Raw genomic sequence first — 21,571 nt, forward strand, 5'->3', positions numbered from 1 at the left:
CCGGCGACGAATCACTTGTTGTCTGCAGCAGCGTCAGCGGCCGGAGCAGCAGCGGCGTCGGCAGCCGGAGCGGCAGTCGTGTCAGCAGTCTCGGCGGTGGACTCGGTGGCGTCCTCAGGCACCTCGACGGTGACCACGGACTCTTCCGGATCGTCGATGTCGAGCTCAGCGCCTTCCGGCAGCTCAACGTCCTTGGCGAAGACCTTGGTGCCGTCGGTCATGCCGTCAACGTTAATGACGATGCGCTCAGGCAGGTTGGACACGTCTGCACGCACCTTGAGCTCCTGGATGTCGACGAACGCGACCGCAGCGCCCTTCGGGGTGCCTTCGACGAACACCGGCACCTCGACGTCGATCTTCTCGCCGGCCTTGACTTCATAGAAGTCCACATGCTCGACGATGCGCTTGACGGGGTTGCGCTGGACGTCCTTGACGACGGCGATCTTGGAGTCGTCGCCGAACTTGATGGTGAACAGGGCGTTGGTGTGACGCAGCGCCAGCGTGGTCTCCTTCATCGGGAGGGTGACGAACACGGGCTGGTTGCCACCGGCGTAGATGGTCGCCGGGATCTTGTTGGCTACGCGCAGACGGCGGGCGACGCCCTTGCCGAACTGGTCGCGGACTTCGCCTTCGAGGCTGATGGTGTTGGTTGCCATAGTGGCTCTCCTCACTAGTAACTGAGCTGTTGTCGACTCGATTTTCGGAGTCGTGTGTTGTTTCGGCGCGCCGACGCGCCGATTCCAAACACCATGAGGGTGCCTTGCCATCAGCCGAGTCGATAACGGAGGCTGCGCCTCCCTCGCCAAAGCGTGGCGAACAAGTCCGCCAAAGCAACACAGAACAGTATACTTCAGCTGCGGACAAACCACGAAGCGATGGTCAACCCCGTTGCGCGCGACAAGGACAAACCGAAACGGAGCCAAACCGTAGGCAGAACCAAAGATAGCCATACAATGGGAGAAGCAGCTCGGTATCGGAAAGGGAACGCCTATGTCTTCGACGATGACGACAACAATCAGACATATCGGCCAAGGTACTGCCATCTTCACCGCCGTGGCGGGAGCGGCAACGGCGACGCTTGGCGGCCTCGCCTATCGTTTCACCTGCGATACCCGCTCTCCCCTGTTCGTCAAGAACAGTCAACGTGCCAATGAAGCGGTCGGCGAACAGCTCCGGCAAAGCGACAATGCCGAACAACAGGCGGCTTCCCGCTGGTTCCACGACACCAGACAATCCTGGACCACGTACAGCGAAGACGGTCTTCGCTTGCATGCATGGGTTCTTGACCCCGATAGCGTCCATCCCCGGCCGCATTGGTATGCGATATGCTGCCACGGATTTTGTGGCGAACCGCAGGAAATGGCGAAATACGCCCTGCGATATGCACGGATGGGATGCACCGTAATCGTTCCGGCGATGCGCGCCCATGAACGCAGCCAAGGCCGGTATGTCGGGCTCGGATACGTTGATCGACGCGACGTGATGTGTTGGATCAACTTGGTGGTCCGCGCCGATCCCGATGCCTCTATTATTCTTCATGGCAATTCGATGGGGGCAGTCGCCGTGATGCTCGCCGCTGCCGAACCTGACATCCCCCGTCAGGTTATCGCCGTCGTAGAGGACAGTGGATATAGCACCATTGACGCCGAACTGCGGTTTGTAGCGAAAACCATGCTGAAGATGCCACGCGGGATTGGCCTGCAAACAGTGGCAGTCATGAACGCGTGCGCCCGCATCCATACCAAATCCGATTTCCGTCGTGGCGACTGTCTGTGCGCAGCGCGCCGCATGCGTGTCCCGTTGTTGTGCGTGCACGGCACCAATGACACCATGGTCCCCTACGAGTTCATGGATAGGATCGCGGCATCGTATCGCGGACCGTTGTGCAGGACGTTCAGCGTCCAAGGGGCAGGGCACACCTTGTCGGCGAGCACGGCGCCTGACGCGTATTGGAATGCGGTCAGAGGATTCGTTGAGGCGGCAGCGGGCTGGCGTGAAGCATAATCCGTGATTCAGACGCGTCATCGCGAAAAGGAAAGGCGGCGATGCGGTACTCCACTGTTTGAATGGAGTTGACAATCGCCGCCAAATCACACACACGAACCGGCTTTTGGCCAGCATTCGCTGACATGGTGCCCGGTGTCACCGGACCTTTTGTCTTGCTGATACGGATGTGATCATACGTTCCCGAGCTGCCCGATGTGGTGATTTGTCCATAACATGGTCAAAGAAATGGACTCGTCGGCTGATGCATCAACGTTAGCGGGGTCTGGTCCGGCGTGACGGACGCCGGACCAGACCCCGCTAACGTATGCTGACTGGATGGTCAATGATTAGGCGAGCAGTTCTTTGACCGCCGCGATCACCGCCTGAAGTCCAGCCTTGGCATCACCGAACAGCATCTGTGTGTTGTCTTCAAAATACAGTTCGTTCTCGATACCCGCGTAGCCTCGGCCGCGGCCACGCTTCATCACCACGACATGCTGCGCCTGATCGACATCGAGAATCGGCATGCCGGACACCGGGGTTCCCGGACGACGGGCAGCTGGGTTGGTCACATCATTGGCGCCGACCACCAGCGCGACATTGGCAGAGGAGAACTGTGGATTGATGTCATCGAGATCCACCAGCTCATCATAAGGCACGTTCGCTTCGGCGAGCAGCACATTCATATGGCCGGGCATACGCCCCGCAACGGGATGGATGGCGTACGAGACTTCGACCCCATGCGCTTTCAGCAATTCGCCCAAATCAGCCAGCTCACGCTGTGCCTGTGCCTGCGCCAAGCCGAATCCCGGTACGAAGATGACCTTCTCCGCGTACACCAGCTGCACAGCCACGTCATCTGCCGTGGTTTCTTTCATGGTGCCCTCAGGGCCTTCCTGCGAGGATGTCGCCGCCGAAGCACCGCCGAAGCCGCCGGCGAGCACGCTATGCAGAGGACGGTTCATTGCCTGCGCCATGAGAATGGAAAGGGTGACGCCAGCCGCGCCGACCAAAGCACCGGCCACAATCAGCGCGACATTGTCAATCGCCAAACCGCTCATCGCGACAGCGGTACCCGTGCACGCGTTCAACACCGAGATGACGACCGGCATGTCGGCGCCGCCAATCGGGATAACGAACACCAAACCATATACGAGCGCGAACAGCGTCGTCAGCACCGCCCAAAGCAGCCTGCGGTCAGGTTGCACGCACAGCATGACGAATGACGCGACGGTCAAGACGATGAACAACACATTGAACAGGCCTTTACCCGGTATCGTCAGCTTGCGCAGGAATTTCACGCCTTGCAATTTACCTGCCGCCACCAAAGAACCGGTAAAGGTCACTGAACCGATGACAACACCCAGGCCTGCGGTAATGAGGACAACCAGGCTGGGGGCGGTTTGCGGCGTAAGAATATCGTTGAGTGCGACCAAAGCGGCGGCTCCGCCACCGACCGTGTTGAAAATCGACACCAGCTGCGGCATGTCGGTCATCTTCACCTTTTTCGCGCTGACCACACCAGCCACGGCGCCGATAAGGATGCCGAGCAGGAGCAGCACAATCGCCGTGGTCGACCGGTATCCGGTGACGAACAAGCGTACAAATGCCATGATGACGGCGATAACCATGCCTGCAGCCGAAATCAGATTGCCCCGACGTGCGGTCTTCGGGGAGTTCATGAAATGCAGACCGATGACGAACATCACGGCTGACAACAGGTATACGAACCAAGCTACGGTATCGATGGCGTTCACTTGTCTGCCTCCTCGCGCTTATCCTCGTCCGATGTCTTGGCCGGCTTGGAACTTTTGAACATCTCGAGCATGCGATCGGTGACGACATAGCCGCCCACAACGTTCATCGTGCCGAGTATCGCCGCAAGAAAGACGAATACATACGCCAATGGGGAATTCGCTTCGGCTGCGACGATGACAACGCCGACGATGACAATGCCGTGGATGGAGTTCGCGCCGGACATCAGCGGCGTATGCAAGGTGGCGGGAACTTTGCCGATGACTTCAACGCCGATCAGCAACGCCAACACAAACAATGTGATGGATACAACAAGCGGACTCATGTCACTGCCCTTCTTTCTCTGATTCGTCCGACGGCTCGGCTGTGTTGCCGGCGACGACCAAAGCGTCGTCGATCTCATCGCCGGGCGTGATCCGGAGCTGACCGTCACGCACAAAATGAGCCAACACGTCCGCAACATTCCTTGACAGCAGGTTTGACGCCGTGTTCGACACTTCCGAGGCCAGCGTCGGGGCACCAATAATGGTGACACCGCCTTCAGTGACCTGGGTACCGATCGTCGACCCCTCGACATTGCCGCCCAAAGCGCTGGCTGCGCAGTCTACGACCACCGCACCGCGGTGCAACGCCGCCACGCCGGCAGATGTCAGCAGAACCGGAGGCTTCCTACCGGGGACTTTCGCCGTGGTGATGACAATATCAAATTGCGCGGCTTTCTCATCAACCGCGGCCTGCTGCGCGGCCTGCTCCTGCTCGGTAAGTTGGCGCGCATATCCTCCCTCGCCTTGGCCCTGAGAGAAATCCAGACCAAGGTCCAAGAATTTGGCGCCCAACGACTCCACCTCGCCCTTCGAAGCAGGACGTACATCATACGCCGTAACGACGGCGCCCAGGCGCCGGGCGGTGCCAATAGCTTGAAGGCCGGCGATGCCGGCGCCGAGCACCAGTACCTTGGCCGGACGAATCGTGCCGGCTGCCGTAGTCATCATCGGCAGGAAGGAACGGTAGGCATTCGCCGCGACCAATGCCGCCTTATATCCCATGACGGAATTCTGCGAAGTCATCTCATCCATGGACTGGGCGGCGCTGAGCTGTCGTGGCAGACGTTCGATGGCGACGGCCGTCAATCCCGCAGCTTGCAGCGAAGCGACATACGCGTTGTCCGTGAAAGAGCCCAGCAGACCGATCACCCATTGTCCCGCATGCATCGCGGCGATCTGGTCAGGAGTAGGTCTGGAAACAAAACCGAACGCATCACATTGGGCGAGCAATGTCGAGCGGTCACTGACCGTTGCTCCAGCATGCTCATAATCTGCATCAGTGTATTGTGCCGCGTTTCCGGCATCGTGCTCAATCATGCATGTCACGCCGTGTTTGCGCAGTCTCGCGACAATGTCAGGCGTCAGTGCCACACGCTGTTCATGCTCCGTGGTCTCATTGAAGACTCCGAACAGCACGCTGGCTTCTGGTTGTTCAGCCATAGCAGCCCTTTCTAGCTTCTTTACTATGTACGCGTACAGGGTACGTCGACAGTGTACCGTATCCGTGCCGGTTCATGATCATGACATCCATTACCCGGCCGTTTGGCCGCAACGGCTACGGCACCGTAAGGTGACGGAACAGATGATTTCGACTACTATCACAAGGTTGATAGACGTAGCTGAAGGCCAAGGAGCAGGACGTGTCGGTACTGAATTCCGTCAAACAACAGACGATGAGAATCACTCGTAAGGCATTGCGCCTCGGAGAAGGATTCACTCATCCGGTCAGTGATGATCAGCCGGGAGATCCCGACTATGTCGAGGTCCAGGACATCGAAGAACACGATATGCCTGTGAATCTGCCGAATACCGCAGAATGGGGGCCAGGATATCCGACCACCACGTTTATCGATCAGCGGACCGGATGCCTGACTGCCGCCACTGCGGGCAATCCCCCGCTTGACGACGGTTGGAGCATTTACGACGTCTACGCGGATCGTGCCGAACGTATGGGTGATAAGCCCTTATACACATTCAAGGTCAACGGGGAATGGGTTACCAAAACCGCCAACGAGTTCCTCCACGAGGTTCGTGTGACCGCCAAAGGTCTTCTTCACTATGGATTGAAGAAGGGTGATGGCGTGGCGTTCATGTGCCGTACGTCATATGAATGGGATGTTTTCGACGCCGCTGTGATGGCGTGCGGCGGCGTGCTCGCCACCATCTACGACACGGATTCGGCGGAGCAGATCCGCAATATTGTCGACAACTCCGACGCCCGGTTCCTGGTTGTCCAAACCACCGACATGCGAGACAAAGCGGATGGCGCGTTGGAGGAATGCCCGACACTCGAACAGATTTTCTGCTTCGAAACCGGCGGACTGTACGAGCTGCAAGCGTACGCCAATGCCGTCAGCGACGAGGAGCTTGACGCACGTATCGAATCGGTTAGGAAGACCGACTTGTGCTCGATCGTGTACACCTCCGGATCGACTGCCGCCCCCAAAGGCGTCGAAATGACGCACGAGGATTATTGCGCTACGGCACTCAATCTTCCCGATTACATGCCGGATCTGCTGCACAATGAGAAGAACACGATTCTGCTGTTCCTGCCACAGGCCCATTCTTTCGCCCGCGCCATCAACTACATTTGCGTGGCAAGCCAGCTGCATATTTACATCGCCGAAGGCATCAAAACCATGATTGGCGATTTGCAGGTATCCAAGCCGTCCGTCATGATCGTGGTTCCCCGTGTGCTTGAGAAAATCTACAATGCGGCGTCGCAAAAAGCCGGTCATGGTGCCAAGGGCGTGATGTTCGCCGCTTCGGTTGTCACCGCGCAGAAATATATGAAGGAGATCAGCGATCAAGGCAAGCCTTCAACATTGACGCGGATGGAACGTACAGCCTATGATCCGCTCGTATACCGTTCGTTGCGTGAGGTGCTCGGCGGTCGAGCCAAGTGGATCGTCACCGGCGGCGCACCTCTTGACCCGGATTTGCTCGCATTCTTCCGTGGCGCAGGTGTCCCGGTGTACGAAGGCTATGGTCTGACGGAGACGACGGCCCCCTGCGCCTTCAACCCGCTGGGCGTGCCATTCCATGAGGGTTCGGTCGGTATCCCGTTCCCCGGGTTCTCGATCCGTCTTGCCGAAGACAACGAGATTCAGGTGAAGGGCGCTTCGGTCTTCCACGCGTATCACAAGAACCAGGAAGCAACCGAAACCTCATTCACTGAGGACGGCTGGTACGCGACCGGCGATTTGGGTCATTTGGACGACAACGGTTTCCTCTACATCATTGGACGCAAGAAGGATCTCATCATCACCGCCGGCGGCAAGAACGTCTCCCCCGGACCGATTGAAGAAACCATCCAACGCTGTGAATTCGTGTCCCAGGCTTTGGTATTGGGAGATAAGAGGCCGTTCATTTCTGCGCTGATCACGCTCGATGAATCATCGTTGCGTCCTTGGCTTGAGGCCAAAGGACTCAACCCTGATATGACCATGCAGGAAGCCGCCGACAATGCAGTAGTCCGCGCTGAGGTTCAGAAGTATGTCGACATGGCCAATGAAGGTGTTTCACGCGCCGAATCGGTCAGGAAGTTCATTATTCTTCCTGAAGAGTTCACTCAGGAGAACGGTCTGCTCACCGCGTCGATGAAGGTTATCCGTCCGAAGGTGATCAAACGGTATTCCACCTTACTCAATACGCAGATGTATACCAAGCGCAAGCAGCAGTGAGCTTTTTTCGCTCCGCTTGATTATGGTTGTGGCCCACATGCGCATACCGCGTGCGGGCCACAACCATTCAGCATGCTTCTACAGCGTCCGGGCGTGTCGTAGAATCTGGAACCCAGTTGTCAGAAGCCGAGCCGTTCAAGCTTCTTCGGATCGGATTGCCAGTCTTTGGCGACCTTGACATGAAGGTCGAGTTTGGCTTTCTGCCCGACAATCCTGTTGACCGGGGTCCTCAGCTTCTTACGGACCTTGACCAGATGCTCAGCCTTATGTCCGATGATGATCGGCTTCTGCGAATCGCGTTCCACGTAGATGGAAACCAGCACATGCGCTTTACCGTCACTTTCCGTATCATCCGGATCGGGATATTCGATATCGTCAACGACGACGGCAAGCGAATGGGGAAGCTCATCATCAAGCTCCTCGAGGAACGCTCCACGGACAAGCTCAGCAATCGTCGATTCCGGCTTTTCCTCGGTAATCTGGTCTGCCGGATACATCTGAGGACCCTCTGGCATATTTTCGATGAGCACATTGCGTACCTCCGTGACATTGTCGTATTCACGGGCACTCACCGGAACAATATCAGTGAAATCAGCGAATTGGTTGATTTCAATGAGTTTTGTCATAAGCTCCTGACGATTCAGCTCATCGATTTTGGTGACCACGGCGATGAGCGGGATCTTCCATGCGAACGTCCCATCATCGCGTTTTTTGGCGAACTGTGAGCGCAGACGGCTCAGGATGCGCTTATCGCCCGGACCGATCTCCTGGTCAGCGGGAAGCAGGAACGCGATTTCGTCCACATCAGCAAGTGATTCCTCAACAACGTCATTCAGCCGCTGCCCGAGCAGAGTACGCGGGCGGTGGATTCCCGGAGTGTCGACGAGAACCAGCTGTGCGTTATCGGTAGTGACAATACCGCGAATCGCTTTTCGTGTTGTTTCCGGGCGTGAGGAGGCAATGGCGATCTGGGTGCCTACCAGTGCATTGATCAGTGTGGATTTGCCGACATTTGGCCGGCCTACGACCGCCACGAAGCCGGACCGGTATACCTCTTGCCCTTTGACCGGTTCTTGTTCGCTGCTGTTGGCGCTTTCGCTCATGCTTCTCCTTGATGATCGTCGTCGGTGCTCGTAGAGTCCGTTCCCGTTGATGTCTTGTGCTCCGGTCGCACACCGCCGGAATGCTGTTCTCCAGTGTCCTCGCTGGGCTCGACGTGCGCGGGCTCCACCACAATCGTTGAAACCTTCTTGCGGCGTCCGGCGGAATCAACCGCCGTCAGCCGCAGTCCCCTGGTTACCGCGGATGCGCCGACAATCGGGACCCTGCCGAGCAGCTTGGTCAGTAACCCGTACACCGTATCGACATCATCCTCATCGATATCGACCTCGAAGATCTCCTCAAGATCAGCGATAGGGGTACGGGCAGGCATGCGCCACGTATGCTCGCCGACCTGCACGGGCTCCCCGTGTTGAGTACGGTCATGCTCGTCTTCCAACTCGCCGACGATCTGCTCAATGGCATCCTCAATGGTGACCATGCCGGCAATACCTCCGTATTCATCGACGACCACGGCGACATGCTGCCTAGTGCGCTGCATCTCATGGAACAAGTCATCGACGGGTTTCGATTCCGGAACAAGCATTGGATTTCGAATGATGGTGCCGACTTCTCGGTCAATCGCATCCGGATTGAAAGCAGTGGCGCGCACCGCATCCTTCAGATACGCCATACCAATCAAATCGTCGACGTCCTCACCGATGACAGGAACCCGCGAGAAGCCGGACCGTGAGCACAATTGCAGGAAATCCCTCAGATTACGACTACGCTCGATGCAAATCATGTCCGTACGCGGCACCATGATTTCACGGGTAAGCGTTTCGGACAAGGTCAGGACATTACGTAGCATTTCGGAGACTTCCGGATCGAAATCGTTGGCCTCCACCAGCCGATCGATGGTTGCTCTGCCCTGCTCGAGTTGGAGCTTCTCAAGCTCTTCGTCGTCGGAAAGTTCCGAGGATTCACGGTGATGCCGCTTGGAGACCTTGTCGCCGCCGACCGCTGCGAATGGTGTCAGCGCGACAGCAACGGAGACAGCGCGAACGTGCCGCAACATAATATCGACCGGCTTGACGGCACCTGCCGAACGCGGACGGACGAGTGTGGAAACAATGCCGATCAGTATGCCGGCGATGACGCCGCTGAGCAGCTGTACCCATAACGCCCCCCCGCACAACGACACGATGGAGGCAACCAGCACACCGTCCGCCACATTGCACAGGATTCTGACGAATGCGCACGACCCCGAGGTGGCGAATCTATCGACGATAAGACGCTGGACCTTATGGATGCTGCCGATTTTCTTCATCCTAGAGAACTGGGTGAGCTCCTGGTTGGTTTGCAATTCGAGAATACGATTGTTCAAACTCGCCCGTGTCACTCGGGAAACCGCGCCTTCTGCTGCCGCCATGGACAACGACAGCCAAACCAGCAATGCCGCGATGACTGTAAGGATGACGATAACGGTGATTGCCGTCATATCCATATGCTGTTTCCTCTCTTGCGGATTTGCCCAGGATAACTGTCCTATTGTCATATAGGACAGTTATCCAGTTACTTCTGCTTGCTCGTACCGGCAGCCTGTTCCCCGGAATGCTTGGCATCATACTGGGCAAGAAGATTCGGCGACCCCGCAGGCAACACCGCTGACGGAACGTCCTCCTGCCGAACCGCAAAATACGTCAACAGCAGCTGCCGCTGCAAACCAAACATCTGCTGCTCCTGCTCAGCGGTCACATGATCGTATCCCAACAGATGCAAAATACCGTGAATGGTCAGCAGCATCATCTCCTGCATGGTGCTGTGTCCGGCAGCCAACGCTTGCTGGGCCGCCACCCACGGGCAAATCACGATGTCGCCGAGCACACCTTCCATTTCCGTCGGTCCGTCGGAAGGCCGCAGCTCGTCCATAGGAAAGCTCATCACATCCGTCGGCCCTTGTAGATTCATCCACCGCTCATGCAATTGGGCGATAGGGTCAGGGTCGACAAACAGGATCGTCAAGTCGGATTGGATGCTGACACGCATCTGGCTCATCACCCACACGCCCAGCTGTGAAAAAACCTCCGGGTCGATTCGCCAAATGGTCTCATTGGTTACGTCAACACTCACGCTTCATCCTTTCCGATACCATCTTCACAGGGTTCGCGGTCACCAATCGATTCCGGGGCGTGCGTGGCATGGTCAGGGTGGTGCTTGCCTCGTTTCCTACCGCTATGGTCCCCCGCAATCGCCGCATGACGATCATACGCCTGGACGATTTTACCGACCAACGCGTGACGAACCACGTCACTCGCTTCGAGGTGTGCGAAAGCAATACCGTCAATACCATGCAAAATCTGCTCGATAGTGGAAAGACCCGAACGAGGAACTGTCAAATCAACCTGCGTGATATCGCCGGTAATCACCATTTTGGTGTTGAACCCGAGTCGCGTCAGAAACATCTTCATCTGTTGCTCAGTGGTGTTCTGGGCTTCATCCAAAATAACAAACGCATCGTTGAGCGTCCTACCACGCATATACGCCAGCGGAGCTACCTCAATCGTCCCATCATCCATCAGCCGATGCAGTTGCTCAGCGCCAAGCATGTCCGAAAGCGCATCATAGAGCGGACGCAGGTAGGGATCGACCTTCTCGCTGAGTGTACCAGGCAGAAAGCCGAGGTTCTCCCCCGCTTCCACCGCAGGACGGGTGAGGATGATCCGTCTCACCTCGCCATCTTGGAAGGCTCGAACCGCTTTGGCGACGGCCAGATACGTCTTGCCGGTGCCCGCGGGTCCGATGGCGAAGGTAATAGTATTCGACTCGATGGTGTTCACATACGCAATCTGCCCAGCGGTTTTTGGCCGTACCGGCACACCTGCTGCAAACGTGATCACGCCGGGGACATGGGCACGGCGACGATCGGTTGTACGATACTGCTCATCATTGCCGGCCATCGCATTACGGGGAATCGCCGCCGAGGCGCCAAAACGTCGGACGTCATCCACACGTTGTGCACGTACGCCGTTGCGAAGCACCCGGCGGTCCAACAATCTGCGAACCGTGTCGGCATCCATAGGGGCGGTATACGCTTCATCAATCAGCGTATGCATAACCTCTTCAGCTTGAGCCGCCTGAGCCTCAGTTTGTTTCGACCGTGACATGATGGCGACCCTGTTACCTCTGACGATGATGGTCAAATCAGGAAAAGCCTGTTCGACGACACGAATCACTTCGTCAACCGGACCGAACACCGAGACGGGATCAAGCTCGGGGGGAACCGTCACAACGCGTGTAGTGGTAGCCACGTGCCCAGACACCCTACTCTTCGAACTTCTCGCCGGTCAGAACGTGCGCGTGCACGTGGAAGACGGATTGTCCCGCATCTTCGCCGGTATTGAACACGAGACGGTATGCGCCGTGGAATGCATCGTCCGCAATATGCTGCGCGACTTCGACGATGTGGGCAAGCGTCTTCGGATCAGCCGCGGCGAGTTCGGCGGCATTCGCGTAATGCTTACGAGGCACAATCAGAACATGTACTTTCGCCTTGGGAGCGATGTCCTTGAACGCGTACACCGTGTCATCCTCGTACACCTTGGTGCTCGGAATCTCCCCCGCTACGATCTTGCAGAACAGGCAATCATCGGACTGGCTCATACACACTCCTTATCGGATGGGTCTTGGATATACAATTCGTACACCCGGAATCCATCATATTGAGCGGTTCGGATAAGAGCCAGCAATGACGAGACCGTATAGAACGTCTAGAACACGTCATCAAGGAAGTCCCGACCCTGGGGTGAGGAGGCCATAGTGGCCGTCGCCAGCAATACGGGTCAATCCCGCCCACCCCGCTTCTGCTGACGCTCACGACCTTGTCGATGTCGGCACAAGCACGTGTTGACACCCCTTGTGACGCGGATGACAGGAGTTTCGCCCTATTGGGAAAGCATCATGGCGGATGATGCATGCCGGGACACATATGCTGGCTATCGCCCGCGGTCATCATGCTTGGCGGTGCAACACATGCTTGGATGTTGTAGGACGGCGGTGGTGCCGGACTGGTGTGGGAGATTTTCCGCGCATGGGCGATCTGGTCGTAATGTCCCGTGGTTTTGTGGGAGTTTATCGGGGATTCGCGGTTTCGGCGGTGTTCTCCCGTCGGCGGTTTCAGGGGCGATTTTCACGAACCGCGGATTTCCAACGTTCCCGTGGGGACAATATCCGCGAGGACGCCGGATTCCCGTAAACTCCCACGCCGGATACGGGCGAACAGGCACGAACCGGGGAATCCCGACAGTTCTCCCGCATCATCCACACGCCACCGCCCGAATCCCGGCCTCCCTCGCCTCCATCGACACTGACGGTGATCCCAGCGTCGGCAGACGCCTCCACCGACACTGACAACTCCCCCTAGCGTCGGCAGACGGTTCTGACAATAGCGGCAACTGCCTCAGCGTCGGCAGACGGGCGTATGGGAAAATCGCGGTGCGGTGAATCGTTTGCGCATAGATCCCGATGTATCGGTGGCACCGCACAAGCGTTCGACATCACATAACCCGGTTATCGGCAGGCAGGTCACCAAGTTGAGAAAAGAAAAAAGGCTCCCGATTGGGAGCCTTATCAGTGTCCGGAGCGGGACTTGAACCCGCACGCCCGTTTAAAATAGGCACTAGCACCTCAAGCTAGCGCGTCTACCATTCCGCCACCCGGACATGTGCCTTGAAGCAACAGAAAGAAACTATAGCACAGCAATCCAACGACGCAAATCACGCAATCATCGGCGTGTCGTTTTTTGTACGCCGTCGCACGCAGTCAAACACGCTACGACGCCGATACCCCTGCTGCTCCACAGGGCCCGGTCCTCCGCCAAGTGCTAGCCTTGCTATCATGACCGATCCGCTGTTTTTGCTCCACCCCGAATCCGATGACGCGCCAGTAAACACCGATGCGCTGCGCGAGGGATGGAATATCACCCTGCCCAAGGCCATCAGGCGCCACGCCATCCAAGCCATGCGCTTACAAGACGGCGACACCTTACAGCTTTCCGATGGCAACGGCCTGCGCATCCACACTACGCTGGTCGACGCCCAGCAAGGTCAAGCACAGGTCAACTCCTTCAGTAAAGAAGAACCACCCATCACCAGGCTCTCGCTCATCCAAGCACTCGCCAAAACAGGACATGACGAGCAAGCCATCGACATGGCCACCCAGATAGGTGTCGATCAGGTCATCCCCTGGCAGGCAGACCGTTCCATCGCAAAATGGAAAGCCGGTCGAACCGACCGCAAATGGGCGCAAACACTGGATGCGGCAACCGAACAATCACGCCGTGCGTGGCGGCCTCAGCTCGGTGAATGCATTTCCAGCAAGGAACTCATCGCCATATGCCATCGGGCGATGGTGTTCGGCGATATGGTCGTCGTCCTCCATCAGGATGCCACCGCAAACTGGAATCAAATCGAGCAGGGCGTCACCCGACTGGAACAGCGCTGCCTCGACGATGGGCGCAGCCGCACCATCCACGTCGTCGTAGGCCCCGAAGGCGGCATCAGCGATCAGGAAGCACACGAGTTCGCCAAGGCGGGCGCCCTCTGCACGCTCCTTGGCCACAACATCCTGCGCGCCTCCACCGCCGGCCCCGTCGCCCTGTCCCTGCTCTCACGCGCTCTTGGACGGTACGCCTGACAACACGACAACGCCTACAATAGTCCCGCAGCGAGCAATACCCGACGACGACCCGACCGTCGCCATCAATGAACCAACAGACAAGGGAGAGCCGTTCCCATGCAGTTAATTCGCGTAGAAAACATCGACGACGAACGCATCGCCGCGTACACCAATCTCACCGAGCTCCAATTACGTAATCGTCTCGAACCCGAAAAAGGGCTGTTTATCGCGGAATCACCGAAAGTCATTGACCGGGCGCTCGCTGCAGGACGCGAGCCGATCTCCCTGCTTGTCGAAGAACCGTGGATTGTCGGCATGAGCGAAGAATTCGCATTCATCGACCAGCATTGGGGAACCGGAATCCCCGTGTACGTAGCGAGCCCCGAACAACTCAAACAGCTGACCGGCTACCGGTTGCATCGTGGGGCGCTCGCAGCGATGAAACGCTGGCCCTTGCCAAGCGTTGAAGAAGTGTGCTGCAACGCACGTCGTGTTGCTGTTATGGAGAATATTGTCGACCACACGAATGTCGGAGCGTTGATGCGTTCCGCTGCGGCGCTCGACGTTGATGCTGTTCTGGTGACGCCTTCGTGCGGCGACCCGCTCTATCGCAGGGCGGCACGCGTATCTATGGGCACGGTGTTCCAAGTGCCGTGGACGCGTATCGGCGGCGACGACACGCATTTCTGGCCGATCCAAGGCCTCGCGCAACTGCACGACCTGGGGTTCACCACGGCGGCCATGGCGTTGGTTGACGACTCCATCAGCCTTGACGAGCTGGTACGACGACTTGACAACAGCCCCGCATCCGCTGATCATATCGACAAACTCGCCCTCATTTTCGGCACAGAAGGCGACGGATTGTCCCATCGCACCATCTCGCATGCGGATCTGACAGTGAAAATCCCGATGAGTCACGGTGTCGACAGTCTCAATGTCGCGGCGTCCAGTGCCGTCGCATTCTATGCGACACGGGTGAAGGATTAAGCAATCGTGCTTCCTTACGAACGTCAGAAGTAAGGAAGCACGACAACCGAAACTAGGCGCGATGGCACCGCACACATACGGATGCGTGCGGTGCTCAACTACGGGCGATGGATTGTTCAGTATTGCGGCATCGCATCCAGATTGAAACCGATGGCGGCAAGCTGTTCACGGCCTTCGGGCGTGATCTTGTCGACGGTCCACCGCGGCTGCCACGTCCAATCAATGCGGAATTCCTCGACAAGACCGGCAAGGGTGCTCGCGCATTCGTCCTCGATGAGTTCCGTCAGCGGGCATGCCGGCGTGGTGAGGGTCATTGTGATGATCGCCCGCCCCAGATTGTCGATTTCGATGCCGTAGACCAGACCAAGGTCGATGACATCGATACCCAGTTCGGGATCGATCACTTGATGCAGCGCCTCTTTGACGTCTTGTGCCGTCGCACGGCCGATATCATCCACAGCGACCAGCGGGATGTCGTCATCGCCGGTCTCGCCATCGTCATGTTGGCATTCCTGCTTGCTGTGCTTGCCGCACGCGCACCGATTGTCCTGGGATACCCCTCCGGATTGGGCCGGGTCGGCGGACGTGTCTTCGGCAGGCGTGCCGAGTGCGCCCAACAACTGCGGGTTGGCCATGACCTTACGCGCGGCGTTGTCATTGCCCAAAGCTTGGGATACCGTGTCAAAAATCGTGGATTCCGGTTCGGGGACCAGATTGCCCTGATCTGTCATCATGCTCCTTATCGGCTTAGTCGGCTTCGCCGGTGGATGTCTTGTCTTGCGAGGCCAAGGCCTTGGCGACGGCATCTTTCATGCCTTCCCAGCCGAGCAACGCACATTTGATACGCATAGGATACTTCGAAACACCTTGGAATACCACGGCATCTTCAAGCTGTTCGTTCTCAGCGTCATCGGCGAGGCCTCTACCGCGGGATTCCATAAGCTTATGGAAAATGGCCCCCAGGCTCATAGCCTCTTCGACGGTCTTGCCTTCGACAAGATCGGTCATGACCGACAGGCTCGCCTGAGAAATCGAACAACCATGACCATCCCACTCAAGCAGTTCGATGCGATGCGGCTCATCCTTGGACACTTCCACGCGGATGGTCGCCTCGTCTCCGCAGGTCGGATTGAACTGGTGGGATTGCCCTGTTTCGCAGTATTCGTGCTGCTGACGAACGCTCGCTTCACCCTGATCGAGCGAAGACTCCACTGCGGTGTCGCTTTCTTTGGCTAGATCCGGCGCGAAATGCGCTTTTCCGTGTGGATCGCGCGCAGCTTCAAGAATGACTTCCTGATACATCTGTTCCAAGTCGTCGCCGCTCATGCCGAAATCGTCGCTCATGCCTGTTCCCTACTCTCGCTCATATGCTTGCGGGGGCATATCATACCCCCGCAAGCACGTTACCGCCATACCTGATACCGGATACGCCCAAAGCGCAGTCTCATGTGCGCTTCGAGCCTGTTGCGTCAGGCCTTGAAGAACGGCCGGACCTTGGAGACCGCTTCAACCAACGCCTGTGCGTCTTCGATGCTGTTGTACACACCGGTGGACGCGCGGTTGGAAGCGTACAACCCGAAATGACGGTGCACCGGCTGCGCGCAATGATGCCCTACGCGGATAGCGATACCAAGTGAGTCAATGAACTGGCCGACATCATGCGGGTGGACGCCCTGCACGTCAAACGCCACGGTACCGATACGATTGACGTTCTCGCGTGGTCCCAGGATACGCACGCCGTCGATATCGCCGAGTTTGAGCAGTTCGCCGGCGATGGTCTTCTCATGGGCCTCGATGTTCTCCATGCCGATTGCGCGCATCCAGTCCGCGGCGACGCCGGCGGCGACCACTTGGGCGACAGGCTGGGTCCCCGCTTCGAAACGTGCGGGCGGGGCCATGTATTCAGCCGGCTTGTCCATCCATGCCAATTCGACCATGGATCCGCCGAAATTGGCCGGCGGCAACGCCTCGAGCAGTTCACGCTTACCATACAGGAAGCCCACGCCGGTTGGACCATACATCTTGTGGGCGCTCCACGCAGCGAAATCGACATCCATCGCATGGAAATCGACCTTCAGGTGTGGCACGGACTGGCACGCGTCAAGGATGAACACCGCTCCAACCTCATGGGCGCGGCGGACGATCGGCGCGATATCGGTAACAGCGCCCGTGGTGTTGCCCACATGGGTGATCGCGACGACTTTCGTGCGTTCGGTGATGACCTGATCGGCGGTATCGGAACGGATGCGTCCGTCATCGGTCAGATCGAACCATTTGAGGGTGGCGCCGGTACGGTAGGCGAGCTCCTGGAACGGCAGAAGCACAGAATGGTGTTCCGCTTTAGAAACCACGATTTCATCACCCGGCTTCAGCGCGAAACGCTGAGCCGGCTTGCCGCCGCGACCGAGACTCGCGTTGCCGAATGCGGTCGCCAGCAAGTTCAATCCGGCGGTAGCGCCGGCGGTGACGACGATCTCCTCTTCGCCCTCCTCGCTGTTGGCGCCGACCAGACGCGCTACCTTCGCACGCGCCTCTTCAAACGCCATCGTGCTGCGTGCCGCCAACTCATGGGCTCCGCGGTGGACGCCCGCGTTGATGGTTCGATAGAACTCGCTTTCGGCATCGATGACGCACTGCGGCTTTTGCGATGTCGCAGCGGAATCGAGATATACCAGCGGGTGACCGTGGATGCGCTGATCCAGAATCGGGAATTGCTCGCGGATAGCGGCGAAATCAACATCTGTCATGTCCAACCTGCCTTTTTCTCAGGCCAGTGCCGATTCCGTGCTGCCTTCCGGCAAGTACTCGTCATAGCCGTTTTCCTCGAGTTCGTCCGCAAGCTCGGGGCCGCCGGTCTTGACAAAATGACCGTCAGCGAAGACATGGACGATATCCGGTTTGATGTACTTGAGGATGCGCGTGTAGTGGGTGACCATGAGAATGCCCAGATCGGTGTTCTCCTTGGCACGGTTCACGCCTTCGGACACAATGCGCAAGGCGTCGACATCCAAGCCGGAATCGGTTTCGTCAAGGATGGCGAATTTCGGCTTGAGCAGTTCGAGCTGCAGTACCTCCGCACGCTTCTTCTCACCGCCGGAGAATCCCTCATTGACGGAACGCATCGCAAATTTCGGATCCATGCGCAGCCGCTTCATCGCCTCGTTGAGTTCCTTGGTCCAGGTGCGGATTGACGGCGCTTTGCCGTCGACTTCCGTTTTCGCGGTACGCAGGAAGTTGGTCATGGACACGCCCGGCACTTCGACCGGGTACTGCATGGCGAGGAACAGGCCTTCCTTTGCACGTTCATCCGGCGTCTGCTTGAGAATGTCCACGCCGTCGAGCAGCGCTTGACCGGAATCAACCTCGTACTTCGGATGTCCTGCGAGCGTGTAGGCGAGTGTGGATTTGCCGGAGCCGTTGGGGCCCATGATCGCATGGGTCTCCCCCGAATGGACTGTCAGATTGACTCCCTTGAGGATCTGCTTGCGTCCCTCCTTGGTTTCCACAGAGGCGTAGAGGTCCTTGATTTCGAGAGTGTGCTGCATATTACTTTTCCTCCAATACGGCTTGCATGGCCGCGTTCTCGCCTCGTGCCAGGCGACGGTCGATCACATTCATCAGGTGCTGTGCAATGGCAGGTACGCCGATTTCTTCGACAAGTTCCGCGAAGAATCCTTGGACGACCAGTTTGCGCGCTTCGGTTTCGCTGATACCACGGGATTCGAGATAGAACAGTTCCTCATCATCGAATCGGCCGACTGAACTGGCGTGACCGGCGCCGACGATGTTGCCGTTCTCGATTTCCAGGTTCGGCTCGGAATCAGCGATGGCGCCGGGCGTGAGCACGAGATTCCTGTTGAGTTCGTAGGAATCGGTGCCCGGTGCGGTCGGCTCGATCAGCGCATTGCCCACCCATGTGGAATGGGCGCCCTTACCGCTCAAAGCGCCCTTGTACACGACACGGGACTTGCATTCGGGGTAATTGTGCACAACCATCGTCCGATGCTCGATATGCTCGCCGGGATCGGCGAAATAGATGCCCAGCATGTTCAAGTCGCCTTGTGAGCCGCCGAAATCCTGGTCCATTCGGATGCGCACCACATCACCGCCAAGCGTCACGACGGAATGCCGCAACGACGCTCCGGCGCCGACGCGAATGCGATGATTGCCGACATGCTTGGAACCCTTGTCCCATTCCTGCACGAAAGTCGTGGAGATATGCGAGTCGGCACCCGTCGAGATTTCCACGCCTTCGGCGATACGGGCACGGCCGTCATGTTCGACGATGACATCGCCATGCGCGCGATCCTCGGCGACAATGACCAGATGCACCGCATCAAGGTCGTCACCTCCGCCGTGGATGCGCACGAGCACCGGCTTGTCGAGCTCGCCGCGCAGTCGTATCACGGTCGCTGTTTTACCGCTGGCCCATTCAACCGCCGACACGCGGTCATTCGGCATGAGCACGGTCCCCGAGGGCTTCTCCCCCAGCGCGACCTGCGACACGTCGACATGATCGCCGTCGACGGGCTGACCGCCGGTGTCGGTCACTTCGATGCGCGTTTCACCGCTTGGTTCGAACACGTCGAAGAACTCTTCGATACGCTCGATCGGCGTATAGCGCCAATCCTCCTGTTTGCGGGTCGGCTGGCTGAACGCGTCCACCTCGAAGGACCGAGGTTCACGATCCGCGCTCGACGGCATTGCCGCAGGAAAAGCATACGGATCATGCGGATCGGCCTTCGGGATGTCGATCTCCGTGTTGGTCGGTTGCGTCTGGGACTGTACGTTTTGCACATTCTGCATGGTGTTCTGCTCTTGTTCTGCCATGGATCAGCCTACCGATCCTTCCATCTGCAATTCGACGAGCCTGTTGAGCTCAAGCGCATACTCCATAGGCAGCTCTCGGCTGATCGGCTCCACGAAGCCGCGGACGATCATGCCCATGGCTTCCTTCTCTTCGAGACCACGGCTCATGAGGTAGAACAGCTGATCTTCGGAAACCTTCGAGACAGTCGCCTCATGCGCCATGGAGACGTCATCCTCACGCACGTCGACATGCGGATACGTGTCGGAACGTGAGAAATCGTCAACCAGCAGAGCATCGCATACGACCGACGAGCTCGAACCTTCGGCGCCGTCAACGATTTTGACCAGACCGCGGTATGCCGAGCGTCCGCCGCCTCGGGAAATCGATTTCGCCACAATCGTAGAACTCGTGTGCGGGGCGAGATGAATCATCTTCGCGCCGGTATCCTGATATTGGCCCTTGCCGGCGAAGCCGAGAGACATGGTGGATGCCTTGGCATACGGTTCGGCGAGGATACAGGCCGGGTATTTCATCGTGGCTTTGGAGCCGATATTGCCATCGACCCACTCCATCGTGCCACCCTCACGCACATAGGCGCGTTGCGTTACGAGGTTGTACACGTTGTTCGACCAGTTCTGCACGGTCGTGTACCGCACGCGGGCATGCTTCTCGACCACGATTTCGACGATTGCGGCGTGCAGCGAATCCGTGGAATAGATCGGGGCGGTGCACCCTTCGACGTAATGCACATAGGAGCCTTCGTCCGCGATGATGAGCGTGCGTTCGAACTGGCCCATATTCGGCGTGTTGATGCGGAAATACGCTTGCAACGGGATATCCACATGAACGCCCTTGGGCACATAGACGAATGAGCCGCCGGACCATGCCGCGGTGTTCAACGCACCGAACTTGTTGTCTTCCGGGGACACGACCTTGCCGAAATACTTGCGGACCAGATCGGGGTATTCCCGGACCGCGGTATCGGTGTCAACGAAAATAACGCCCTGTTTCTTCAGATCATCCCGGATTGAATTGTAGATGACTTCGGATTCGTATTGAGCGGCGACACCGGAGACGAGACGCTTCTTCTCCGCTTCAGGAATGCCCAGCTTGTCGTAGGTATTGCGGATATCATCGGGAAGATCTTCCCAACGTTTCGCCTGCTCCTTGAGGGGCTTGACATAATACTTGAAATCATCGGCGTTGAATCCGCTCAGATCGACACCCCATGACGGCATCGGCTTTTCGACGAAAGCACGGTACCCGCGCAGGCGCATGTCCAGCATCCACTGCGGCTCATGCTTGTCCGCGGAGATCGCCCTGACGACATTCTCGTCGATGCCTTTCTTCGCTGCCTCACCGGCGGCGTCGGAATCATGCCAGCCGTAGTTGTAGTCACCGAACTGGCTGATGATTTCATCGTCCTGTTTGATTTTTTCCTCGTTGACGCGGGAACGGTCAGCCACATACTGGCTCATCTCCACATCCGCCGCGGCGTTTGGTGTGTGTTCACTCGCCACCGTACGCTGCCTCCATTCATTCGTAGTTCCATCGCTAACCTAACAGACCTGACCGGAAAACACTAGAGATTG

General features: G+C 57.8%; 19 protein-coding genes and 1 tRNA gene. 4 read left to right on the top strand and 16 right to left on the bottom strand.

Annotated elements, in window-relative coordinates; all coding sequences use genetic code 11:
- Positions 1–11 precede the first annotated feature (11 nt).
- On the bottom strand, positions 12–656 hold the full coding sequence (locus tag BBOU_RS00590; protein ID WP_026502958.1) for a 50S ribosomal protein L25/general stress protein Ctc: 645 nt from the start codon (positions 654–656) through the stop codon (positions 12–14).
- A gap of 334 nt (positions 657–990) precedes the next feature.
- On the opposite strand from BBOU_RS00590, the gene BBOU_RS00595 reads away from it, so the two are divergent.
- Entirely contained in the window at positions 991–2,004 is a 1,014-nt protein-coding gene (locus tag BBOU_RS00595) for an alpha/beta hydrolase (protein WP_051616746.1), read from the top strand.
- Positions 2,005–2,333: 329 nt separating this feature from the next.
- Here BBOU_RS00595 and BBOU_RS00600 read toward each other — a convergent pair whose 3' ends face one another.
- The 3 genes from BBOU_RS00600 to BBOU_RS00610 are packed head-to-tail and all read right to left on the bottom strand — an operon-like array spanning position 2,334 to position 5,225.
- Complete coding sequence (locus BBOU_RS00600; protein ID WP_026502960.1) at positions 2,334–3,743, bottom strand: NAD(P)(+) transhydrogenase (Re/Si-specific) subunit beta; 1,410 nt, start codon at positions 3,741–3,743, stop codon at positions 2,334–2,336.
- Entirely contained in the window at positions 3,740–4,066 is a 327-nt protein-coding gene (locus BBOU_RS00605) for an NAD(P) transhydrogenase subunit alpha part 2 (RefSeq protein ID WP_026502961.1), read from the bottom strand. The genes BBOU_RS00600 and BBOU_RS00605 overlap by 4 nt, the downstream gene beginning before the upstream one ends.
- Position 4,067: 1 nt before the next feature.
- A complete protein-coding gene (locus BBOU_RS00610; RefSeq protein WP_026502962.1) occupies positions 4,068–5,225 on the bottom strand; it encodes an NAD(P) transhydrogenase subunit alpha in 1,158 nt (385 codons plus the stop codon).
- Positions 5,226–5,425: 200 nt separating this feature from the next.
- Here BBOU_RS00610 and BBOU_RS00615 point away from each other — a divergent pair, with 200 nt between their 5' ends.
- Entirely contained in the window at positions 5,426–7,468 is a 2,043-nt protein-coding gene (locus tag BBOU_RS00615; RefSeq protein WP_026502963.1) for an AMP-dependent synthetase/ligase, read from the top strand.
- A gap of 119 nt (positions 7,469–7,587) precedes the next feature.
- On the opposite strand, the gene era is transcribed toward BBOU_RS00615, so the two are convergent.
- From era to BBOU_RS00645, 6 genes are all read right to left on the bottom strand, one after another.
- On the bottom strand, positions 7,588–8,571 hold the full coding sequence (gene era / locus BBOU_RS00620; RefSeq protein ID WP_026502964.1) for a GTPase Era: 984 nt from the start codon (positions 8,569–8,571) through the stop codon (positions 7,588–7,590).
- Positions 8,568–10,013 (bottom strand): hemolysin family protein, encoded by a 1,446-nt coding sequence (locus BBOU_RS00625; RefSeq protein WP_081815517.1) that lies wholly within the window; start codon positions 10,011–10,013, stop codon positions 8,568–8,570. Before BBOU_RS00625 ends, era begins: the two co-directional genes overlap by 4 nt.
- Before the next feature lie 68 nt (positions 10,014–10,081).
- A complete protein-coding gene (gene ybeY / locus BBOU_RS00630; protein WP_026502965.1) occupies positions 10,082–10,639 on the bottom strand; it encodes an rRNA maturation RNase YbeY in 558 nt (185 codons plus the stop codon).
- Positions 10,636–11,817 carry a PhoH family protein gene (locus BBOU_RS00635; protein ID WP_051616748.1) on the bottom strand — a complete coding sequence of 394 codons (1,182 nt, stop codon included), beginning with the start codon at positions 11,815–11,817 and terminating at the stop codon, positions 10,636–10,638. The genes ybeY and BBOU_RS00635 overlap by 4 nt, the downstream gene beginning before the upstream one ends.
- Positions 11,818–11,830: 13 nt before the next feature.
- Positions 11,831–12,169 carry a histidine triad nucleotide-binding protein gene (locus BBOU_RS00640; protein ID WP_026502966.1) on the bottom strand — a complete coding sequence of 113 codons (339 nt, stop codon included), beginning with the start codon at positions 12,167–12,169 and terminating at the stop codon, positions 11,831–11,833.
- 970 nt (positions 12,170–13,139) lie between these two features.
- A tRNA-Leu gene (locus BBOU_RS00645) sits at positions 13,140–13,227 on the bottom strand.
- A gap of 175 nt (positions 13,228–13,402) precedes the next feature.
- Here BBOU_RS00645 and BBOU_RS00650 point away from each other — a divergent pair.
- Both BBOU_RS00650 and BBOU_RS00655 read left to right on the top strand, forming a co-directional pair.
- Entirely contained in the window at positions 13,403–14,200 is a 798-nt protein-coding gene (locus tag BBOU_RS00650) for a 16S rRNA (uracil(1498)-N(3))-methyltransferase (protein WP_026502967.1), read from the top strand.
- A 99-nt stretch (positions 14,201–14,299) separates the two neighbouring features.
- Entirely contained in the window at positions 14,300–15,169 is an 870-nt protein-coding gene (locus BBOU_RS00655; protein WP_026502968.1) for a TrmH family RNA methyltransferase, read from the top strand.
- A gap of 116 nt (positions 15,170–15,285) precedes the next feature.
- Here BBOU_RS00655 and BBOU_RS00660 read toward each other — a convergent pair whose 3' ends face one another.
- From BBOU_RS00660 to sufB, 6 genes are all read right to left on the bottom strand, one after another.
- A complete protein-coding gene (locus BBOU_RS00660; protein WP_026502969.1) occupies positions 15,286–15,900 on the bottom strand; it encodes a metal-sulfur cluster assembly factor in 615 nt (204 codons plus the stop codon).
- A gap of 16 nt (positions 15,901–15,916) precedes the next feature.
- Positions 15,917–16,513, bottom strand: a complete 597-nt coding sequence (gene sufU, locus BBOU_RS00665; protein ID WP_033490380.1) for a Fe-S cluster assembly sulfur transfer protein SufU — start codon at positions 16,511–16,513, stop codon at positions 15,917–15,919.
- A gap of 125 nt (positions 16,514–16,638) precedes the next feature.
- Positions 16,639–17,916, bottom strand: coding sequence for a cysteine desulfurase (locus BBOU_RS00670; protein ID WP_026502971.1), 1,278 nt, complete (start codon positions 17,914–17,916; stop codon positions 16,639–16,641).
- An 18-nt stretch (positions 17,917–17,934) separates the two neighbouring features.
- The gene (sufC, locus tag BBOU_RS00675; RefSeq protein ID WP_015450498.1) at positions 17,935–18,714 is read right to left on the bottom strand and encodes a Fe-S cluster assembly ATPase SufC; all 780 of its coding nucleotides are present in this window, start codon (positions 18,712–18,714) and stop codon (positions 17,935–17,937) included.
- 1 nt (position 18,715) lies between these two features.
- Positions 18,716–19,975, bottom strand: coding sequence for a Fe-S cluster assembly protein SufD (gene sufD / locus BBOU_RS00680; protein WP_051616783.1), 1,260 nt, complete (start codon positions 19,973–19,975; stop codon positions 18,716–18,718).
- A 27-nt stretch (positions 19,976–20,002) separates the two neighbouring features.
- On the bottom strand, positions 20,003–21,457 hold the full coding sequence (gene sufB, locus BBOU_RS00685; RefSeq protein ID WP_051616785.1) for a Fe-S cluster assembly protein SufB: 1,455 nt from the start codon (positions 21,455–21,457) through the stop codon (positions 20,003–20,005).
- Positions 21,458–21,571 lie beyond the last annotated feature (114 nt).

The organism is Bifidobacterium boum (assembly GCF_000741535.1).
Classification (GTDB): Bacteria; Actinomycetota; Actinomycetes; order Actinomycetales; family Bifidobacteriaceae; genus Bifidobacterium; species Bifidobacterium boum.